Annotated in this window: 5 protein-coding genes and 2 pseudogenes; 6 read left to right on the forward strand and 1 reads right to left on the reverse strand. The window is 64.0% G+C overall.

Annotated features, from left to right (window positions below):
* The 4 genes and pseudogenes from EN925_RS15775 to EN925_RS15790 form a co-directional block, all read left to right on the forward strand.
* Window positions 1-664 (forward strand): annotated as a pseudogene (locus EN925_RS15775) (hydantoinase/oxoprolinase family protein); the annotation flags it as partial.
* Window positions 661-2,280: a hydantoinase B/oxoprolinase family protein gene (locus EN925_RS15780; protein WP_127368981.1), complete on the forward strand. Its 1,620-nt coding sequence runs from the start codon at window positions 661-663 to the stop codon at window positions 2,278-2,280. The pseudogene EN925_RS15775 and the gene EN925_RS15780, both read left to right, overlap by 4 nt.
* The gene (locus tag EN925_RS15785) at window positions 2,277-3,479 is read left to right on the forward strand and encodes a pyridoxal phosphate-dependent aminotransferase (RefSeq protein ID WP_013530392.1); all 1,203 of its coding nucleotides are present in this window, start codon (window positions 2,277-2,279) and stop codon (window positions 3,477-3,479) included. Before EN925_RS15780 ends, EN925_RS15785 begins: the two co-directional genes overlap by 4 nt.
* Window positions 3,480-3,482: 3 nt before the next feature.
* Entirely contained in the window at window positions 3,483-4,295 is an 813-nt protein-coding gene (locus EN925_RS15790; RefSeq protein WP_127368980.1) for an NAD(P)-dependent oxidoreductase, read from the forward strand.
* Between the two features lie 227 nt (window positions 4,296-4,522).
* Here EN925_RS15790 and EN925_RS15800 read toward each other — a convergent pair whose 3' ends face one another.
* Window positions 4,523-6,127 (reverse strand): FAD-dependent oxidoreductase, encoded by a 1,605-nt coding sequence (locus tag EN925_RS15800; RefSeq protein ID WP_206526334.1) that lies wholly within the window; start codon window positions 6,125-6,127, stop codon window positions 4,523-4,525.
* Window positions 6,128-6,277: 150 nt separating this feature from the next.
* Between EN925_RS15800 and EN925_RS15805 the strand changes: the two genes are divergently transcribed.
* Both EN925_RS15805 and EN925_RS15810 read left to right on the forward strand, forming a co-directional pair.
* The gene (locus EN925_RS15805) at window positions 6,278-6,814 is read left to right on the forward strand and encodes a cupin domain-containing protein (RefSeq protein ID WP_127370337.1); all 537 of its coding nucleotides are present in this window, start codon (window positions 6,278-6,280) and stop codon (window positions 6,812-6,814) included.
* An 11-nt stretch (window positions 6,815-6,825) separates the two neighbouring features.
* Window positions 6,826-7,319, forward strand: a pseudogene (locus tag EN925_RS15810) (hypothetical protein); the annotation flags it as partial.

The following is a 7,319-nucleotide window of genomic DNA, read 5'->3' on the forward strand; positions in this document are numbered from 1 at the left end:
GTGCCTTGTCCCGCAAGGCGCCGGCGTCGGCTCGGCCATCGGTTTCCTCAAGGCGCCGTTCGGCTACGAGGCGCTGGCTTCCAAGCTGATGCGGCTGTCGCGCTTCGATGCATGCGAGGTGAATGCGCTGCTCGACGGGCTGAAGACGACCGCCGAGAGCTTCGTGCGAGCCGGCACGAACAATGCCATCACCCGCGAGATCACCGCCTTCATGCGCTATGCCGGCCAGGGTTGGGAAATCCCGGTGCCGCTGCCCGACAGGGCGTTCAAGCCCGCCGATGAGGTGAGCCTCAAGGACGCCTTCCGGGACAATTATGCGCGCTTCTTCGGCCGTGCCATTGATGGCCTCGACGGATTGGAAATCGAGATCGTCACCTGGTCGGTCAAGGCGCAGGACGTGCGGCCGGCGCCCGCAAGGCACGAGATCACCATGGGGACCAGGACCGTCGCCGCTTCGCAAACGCGCGAGGTTTTCGATCCGGCGACCGGAACCGTCCAGGTTTCAGCCATCATCGAACGCGCCGACCTTTCGCCAGGGGATCGCATCAGCGGTCCGGCGGTGATCGTCGAGCGTGAGACGTCGACGGTCGTCACCACTCTCTTCGATGCCGCGCTACAGAGCGACGGGTCGATCCTCCTGATCCGCAAAGGGGTCCAGGCATGAGCGACATCTTGGAAATCCGCATGCAGGTGATGTGGAATCGCCTGATTTCGGTGGTCGAGGAGCAGGCGCTGACCCTGTTGCGTACGGCCTTCTCCACGTCGGTGCGTGAATCGGGCGACCTGTCGGCCGGCGTGTTCAATCCGCGCGGCGAGATGCTGGCGCAGGCCGTGACCGGTACGCCCGGGCATGTGAACACCATGGCCGAGGCCGTGCTGCAGTTCATGAACGAGATCCCGCGCGAGGAGATGTACGAGGGCGACACCTATGTCACCAACGATCCCTGGAAAGGCACCGGCCATCTCCATGACATCACCATGGTCTCGCCCTCGTTCCTGAACGGCGAACTGGTGGCATTCTTCGCCTGCACCGCGCACGTGGTCGATGTTGGCGGACGTGGCTTCGGCGCCGACGGCAAGTCAGTCTACGAGGAAGGAATCCAGATCCCGATCATGAAGTTCGCCGAGCGCGGCAAGGTGAACCTCGATCTGGTGAAGATCCTGCGCGCCAATGTGCGCGAGCCGAACCAGGTCGTCGGCGACTTCTATTCGCTGGCCGCCTGCAACGAGGTCGGCCATCGCCGCCTGGTCGACATGATGAAGGAGATCGGCCTGGCATCGCTGGACAGGCTGGGAGAGTTCATCTTCACGCGCACGCATGACGCGACGCTGGAGCGCATCAAGGCGCTGCCGAAAGGCACCTGGTCGAACGAGTTGGTGACCGACGGCTACGATACGCCGGTCAAGCTGGTGGCAGCTGTCTCGATTGAGGACGACCATTTGAATGTCGATTTCTCCGGCACCGATCCGACAAGCCGATGGGGCATCAACGTTCCGATCATCTACAGCAAGGCCTATGCCTGCTACGCCCTGAAATGCGTCGTGGCGCCGGAGATCCCGAACAATGCGGCCTCGCTTGCTCTGTTCACTATATCGTCGCCGACCAACATCCTGAACGCCCCGCGGCCGGCGCCGGTCTCCCTGCGGCACGTCATCGGCCATATGGTGCCCGATCTGGTGCTGGGCGCGCTGGCCAAGGCGCTGCCGGGCCAGATCCTTGCCGAAGGGGCGGCGGCACTGTGGAACATCCACATCTCGGTCAGGCCGGTCGCCGGGAGCGATGGACGCCGCGCCGAGGTGCTGATGTTCAATTCCGGCGGCATGGGGGCCCGCCCGACGTTGGACGGGCTGTCCGCCACCGCCTTTCCGTCCGGTGTCCATACCATGCCGATCGAGGCGACCGAGCACACCGGGCCGATCGTCATCTGGCGCAAGGAACTGCGTCCCGATTCCGGCGGCGACGGGGAATTTCGCGGCGGCCTCGGCCAGATCCTCGAAATCGCGGCCACTGAAGGCCACGAGTTCGATTTTTCCGCCATGTTCGACCGGGTCAGGCATCCGGCCAAGGGACGCGATGGCGGCAAGGACGGGATAGCCGGCATCGTCAGGCTCGACGATGGCACGCTGATGCGCCCGAAGGGCTGGCAGCACGTTCCGGCAGGGCGTCGTCTGGTGCTGGAACTTCCTGGCGGTGGCGGCTATGGCGATCCCTCCAGGCGCAGTACGGAGGCGCGGGCACAGGACGTGTCCAGGGGCTATATTTCGGAGAAAAGCCGATGAGCTACATTTCCTCGCGCCTGTCCGTGGTCAAGCCGTCGGCTTCGATGGCCGCCTCGCAGGCGGCCAAGGCGCTACGGGCCAAAGGCGTCGACGTCATCGACCTTGGCCTTGGCGAACCTGATTTTCCGACGCCTGCCCACATCATCGAAGCGGCCTATGCAGCCGCCAAAGCGGGCCAGACCCTCTACACCGCCGCAGCCGGCTCACCGGAAGTGCGCGAGGCCGTGGCCGGGAAGTTCAGGCGCGAGAACGGACTGGACTACACGGCCGACGACATCGTCGTGGCCAACGGCGCCAAGCAGATCATCTTCAACGCGCTGATGGCGACGCTGGAACCCGGCGACGAGGCCATCCTGCCCGCGCCCTATTTCGTCTCCTATCCTGAGATGGTGAAGCTGCTAGGCGGCACGCCCGTCACGGTCGAATGCAGGGAAAGCGGCGGCTTCAGGCTGACGCCCGAACTCTTGGAAAAGGCGATCGGGCCGAGAACCAAGTGGCTGTTCCTGAACATGCCCGGCAATCCATCCGGAGCGGTCTACTCGGCCGACGATCTCAAGGCGCTTGGCGCTGTCCTTGCCAGGCATCCGCAGGTGCTCATCCTGTCGGACGAGATCTATGAGCACATCATCTTCGATAACCGCGAATTCGTATCCTTCGGCAAGGCCTGCCCTGACCTCAAGGACCGAAGCCTCATCGTCAACGGCGTGGCCAAGGCCTATGCGATGACCGGCTGGCGTGTCGGTTATGCAGCCGGCCCGGCACCACTCGTCAAGGCGATGTCGATCATCCAGAGCCAGTCGGTCACTTCGGTCTGCTCGATTGCCCAGGCGGCGACGGTCGCCGCACTGAATGGCCCGCAGGACGAGGTGGCTCGTTTCCGCGATGCATTCGAGGCGCGCAGGAACCTGGTCGTCGATGGCATAAGGCGCATCAACGGCCTGACGCTGCCGCCGCCGGAAGGAGCTTTCTATGCCTATATCGGTTGCGCCAGCCTGATCGGCCGCAGGACCCCAAAAGGCGTCATGCTGGAGGACGATACGGCGGTGGCGACCTATCTTCTGAACGAAGGCCGCGTGGCCTCGGTGCCGGGCACTGCCTACGGACTTTCACCTTATTTTCGTATCTCCACCGCCACCAGCGAGGAGGTGCTTGCCGAGGCGATCGCGCGGATCAACGCCGCCGTCGCGCAAGTGGAGTAGACCATGCCGCATTACGAACGCATCCTGATCACCGGCGCCGCCGGCCGGCTTGGCTCGGAACTGCGAAAGGGGCTGGTGCCGCTGGCAAAAACGATCCGCCTGGCGGGTCGCGAACCGTTCGGCGATCTTGCTCCTCACGAGGAAGAAGCGGTCTTCGATCTCGCCGACATGGAGGCGACAATCGCGGCCACCAAGGACTGCGACGCGATCGTGCATTTCGGCGGTGCGCCGCTTGAATGCGAATGGCAAACGATCCTGGATTCCAGCATTCGCGGATCCTACCACATCTACGAAGGCGCCCGGAAACACGGCGTGAAGCGGATTATCTATGCTTCCTCGGTGCATGCCATCGGCTATCATGAAGTCGAAGCCCATATCGGCGTCGATGCGCCGGTGCGCCCCGACAGCCTCTACGGCGTGTCGAAGAATTTCGTCGAAAGCCTGAGCCGGCTCTACTGGGACAAGTTCGGCATTGAGACGGCTTGCCTGCGTATCTTCTCGTCCTTTCCCGAACCGGCCGACCGACGCATGCTGTGGTCGTATCTTTCCTTCGCCGACTGCGTGCGTCTGGTCGAAGCAGCACTGACGGCGCCGCGCGTCGGGCACACAATCTCGTTCGGCATATCCGACAACAAGCTGAAAATGGTCGACAACAGCGGCGCCAACCATCTGGGGTTCATCCCGCAAGACAGCGCCGAGCCATTCCGCGCAGCGGTCGAGGCGAAGACGCAGATTCCGGATCCCAAGGCGCCATCGGTGAAGTATCTGGGCGGGTGGTTCTGCGAGCTTGGCCATCCGGACGACAAGCGGGCGTAACTATCAAAAAACCAATCCGCTAGATGGCGAAGACGAAACATCCACCAACACCCCTACGGCTCCCTGCAATTCACGGCGACAGCCGAATAATGATCATGAAGCGCTTCCGGGACGTTCAGGCCAGGGCGACACCGGCGATCGTGCAAGACCGTAGGCTCCGGCGATCACCCCCATGCCTCCGGTGTGCTTCTGGGGTTCGGTGACGTCTGCCATGTAGGCTTCCGCGATCACCTGTACTGATGCAGGATCGTCTCGGCCGCAATGAAGCCCCAGGTCAGGTTCGGGCCGAGCGTGGTGCCGGCCCCTACGGCGCGCGTGCCGATGGGGTTGGCCATCGCAAGCCCTGCCGCATAAAGGCCGGGAATGATCGAGCCGTCCGGTCTCAACACCTGCGCCCGCTCGTTGGTCCGGGCCCCGCCCTTGGTGCCGAGGATCGAGCGATTGATCGTCATGCCGACGTAGGGCGCCTTGTCGATCGGCTTCAGCCGGTTCTCGGGGCCATGCGCCTTGTATGCCTCCCAACCATTATCGCCGCGGTGGAAGTCCGCATCGTGCCCGTTCTCGCAAAAGCCGTTCCAGCGCGCGATCGTCTCCTCCAGCGCCGCCGCCGGCAACCCGAGCTTGGCGGCAAGGCCAGCGATGGTATCGGCCTTCTTGATCCAGTCGCGCTCGTAGGAGGCATACCAGCGGAAAGGCAGCGAGGTTTTGAGGAAACGATTATCGCCAACGAGATAGCAGGGCAGATGGACGGGCTCGCCATCCGGTCCGCGCGCATCGATCGCCTCGCCGATGTTGAAGGCGTTTTCGCTGACAAAGCGCTTTCCCTCGCGATCGACCACGATCGAATGCGGCTCGGCCTGGAAGGTCATCGGCAAGCCGTGCGACTGTCCCTGGTAGCGCGTCGGCAGGCAGGGATAGACGTTCGCCTGATCCATGCGGTCCAATTGCGCGCCGACGGAAGCCGCAAGCTTCTGGCCGTCGCCCTCATTGCCGCGCGGGCTGCCGATCCGGTCGAAGGCGCCGGGGAAGTGGCGTGCGCGCATCTCGGCGTCCCATTCGAAGCCGCCGGTTGCGATGACGACGCCGCGGCGCGCGACGATCTTCGTGCGCCGGCCCTTGCTCTCCACCTCCGCGCCGGCGATGCGTGAGTCCGGATCCTGAAGCAGGGTGACGGCGCGCGTTCCCGGCTGAAAGGTGACGCCGGCATCGAGGCAGCCCTTGATCAGCCCGGTCATCAGTGCCGTGCCCTGGCCGCCGGAATTCGTCAGCCATCGCCATAGAAGCTTCGGCCAGACCTTGAACCCGGCGCGGATGGGATGGTGATAGAGATCGAGGTCGACGATCTCCTGGTAGGTAAAGCTGTGCGGCAAGGTGGAGCGGCGCAGACTCCGCGCAAACTTGCCGAGGAGACGGCGGCTGAGCGGCCTCGGCGAGAGCATGCGGCCATAGAGTTTCCCGCCCGGCGCTTCGGCAAAGGGATCGGGCTCGTTGATCAAGCGAAAATCGAGCGGCGTGTTGACGGACAGAAAGTGCAGCATGTCCGGCGCGGCCTTGGCGAAAGCGCCCCAGAGCGCATCTTCCTTCTGCTCCCATCCTTCGGGCGCGACCGCACGCAGATAGGCGAGCGCATCCTCGCGGCTGTCGGCGATGCCGGCTTCGGCCGCGACATGGTTGGCGGGTATCCAGACCCCGGCACCGGACATGGCCGAGGTGCCGCCCAACCATTCGCTCTTTTCGATGACGAGCACCCTGAGGCCACCCTTGGCGGCCCGCAGCGCTGCCGAGCAGGCCGCCGATCCCGAACCGATCACCAGAACATCGTACTCGCCCATCGGCATTCCCCTGCCATCATCGACACAGCACTATATAGAGGCACGAAATTTAATCTGTCTACTATTGTGTCGACACTTTTTGCGCTGTACCCTCTCCAGGTCAGCAACGCGCCCGAACGACCTTCGCAGCTCCATTCGACAGGCAGAGCCATGGACGACACCAACCTTCCACCCGCGCCCTCTGGCATCCATGTTTCCGGAACCGAAACGCGCGAAAGCTACTGGCAGCCGGTTCCCGCAAACGGCCATATCGACGTGGCGCTCGCGCCGCACATCGTCGGCATGGAGCACCCCTTCGCGCTGGGCACGCAGTCGGTAGCGCCCGGCGGCTATGTGCGCGAACACACGCATGACCGCAACGAAGAGACGGTCTATGTCATCGAAGGCCATGGCCGCGCCGTCATCGACGGCAAGGAATATCCGCTGGAACCGGACAGCGTGGTGTTCCTGCCGAAGAATGTCCGACACATGTTCATCAACGACGGCGACACGCGCCTGCGCTGGATCTGGTTGATCGTGCCGAACGGGCTCGAGGATTTCTTTCGCCTGATCGGCAAGCCGCGCAAGCCAGGTGACCGTGTGCCGTCCAATTTCCCGCGCCCCGAAAACGTCCTGGAAATCGAGCGCAAGACGGTGTTCGGGGCAGACCTCGCCGACAAGTTCGATCCCCTGAAGCAGAATCCCTGAAGAAGCCTCGGATGGTGACGCTCGGCCTCATCGGCTTCGGCACGATCGCGCGCGAGATCGTCTCAGCTTTCCCAGTGGACTCGGTTTGCTGGGTGGCGCTGATGCGCGAAGGTACCCGCCGCGACTTGCCGGCGAATGTCAGCACTGTCACGCAGCTTGACGCGCTGATCGGTCCGCGCCCCCGGGCGGTGGTGGAGGCGGCAAGCCAGGAGGCGGTGGCCGCTTATGTGCCCGCGCTTCTCGACGCCGGCATCCCGACCATCATCGCTTCGATCGGTGCGTTCGCCGATCCGATCCTTGCCGCGAGGCTGACCGATGCTTCACGCAACGGCGGCGCACGCTTGGTCCTGCCGTCAGGCGCGTTGGGCGGCCTCGACTACCTCAGGGCGATAGCCGCGCTTCCCGAAGCGCGAGTGCGCTACACCTCGCGCAAGCCGCCGGCAGCCTGGATAACCGAGCTTGCCACCCTTGGCCTGTCAGCCGAGGACGACGCGGTATCCCTCTT

Source organism: Mesorhizobium sp. M7A.F.Ca.US.006.04.2.1, assembly GCF_004022915.1.
GTDB lineage: Bacteria > Pseudomonadota > Alphaproteobacteria > Rhizobiales > Rhizobiaceae > Mesorhizobium > Mesorhizobium ciceri.

What these genes read in the sequence shown, in the direction of transcription:
- EN925_RS15780 (WP_127368981.1), top strand. Translation starts at nt 661, where the DNA reads ATGAGCGACATCTTGGAAATCCGCATGCAGGTGATGTGGAATCGCCTG.
- EN925_RS15785 (WP_013530392.1), top strand. Translation starts at nt 2,277, where the DNA reads ATGAGCTACATTTCCTCGCGCCTGTCCGTGGTCAAGCCGTCGGCTTCG.
- EN925_RS15790 (WP_127368980.1), top strand. Translation starts at nt 3,483, where the DNA reads ATGCCGCATTACGAACGCATCCTGATCACCGGCGCCGCCGGCCGGCTT.
- EN925_RS15800 (WP_206526334.1), bottom strand. Translation starts at nt 6,127, where the DNA reads ATGGGCGAGTACGATGTTCTGGTGATCGGTTCGGGATCGGCGGCCTGC.
- EN925_RS15805 (WP_127370337.1), top strand. Translation starts at nt 6,278, where the DNA reads ATGGACGACACCAACCTTCCACCCGCGCCCTCTGGCATCCATGTTTCC.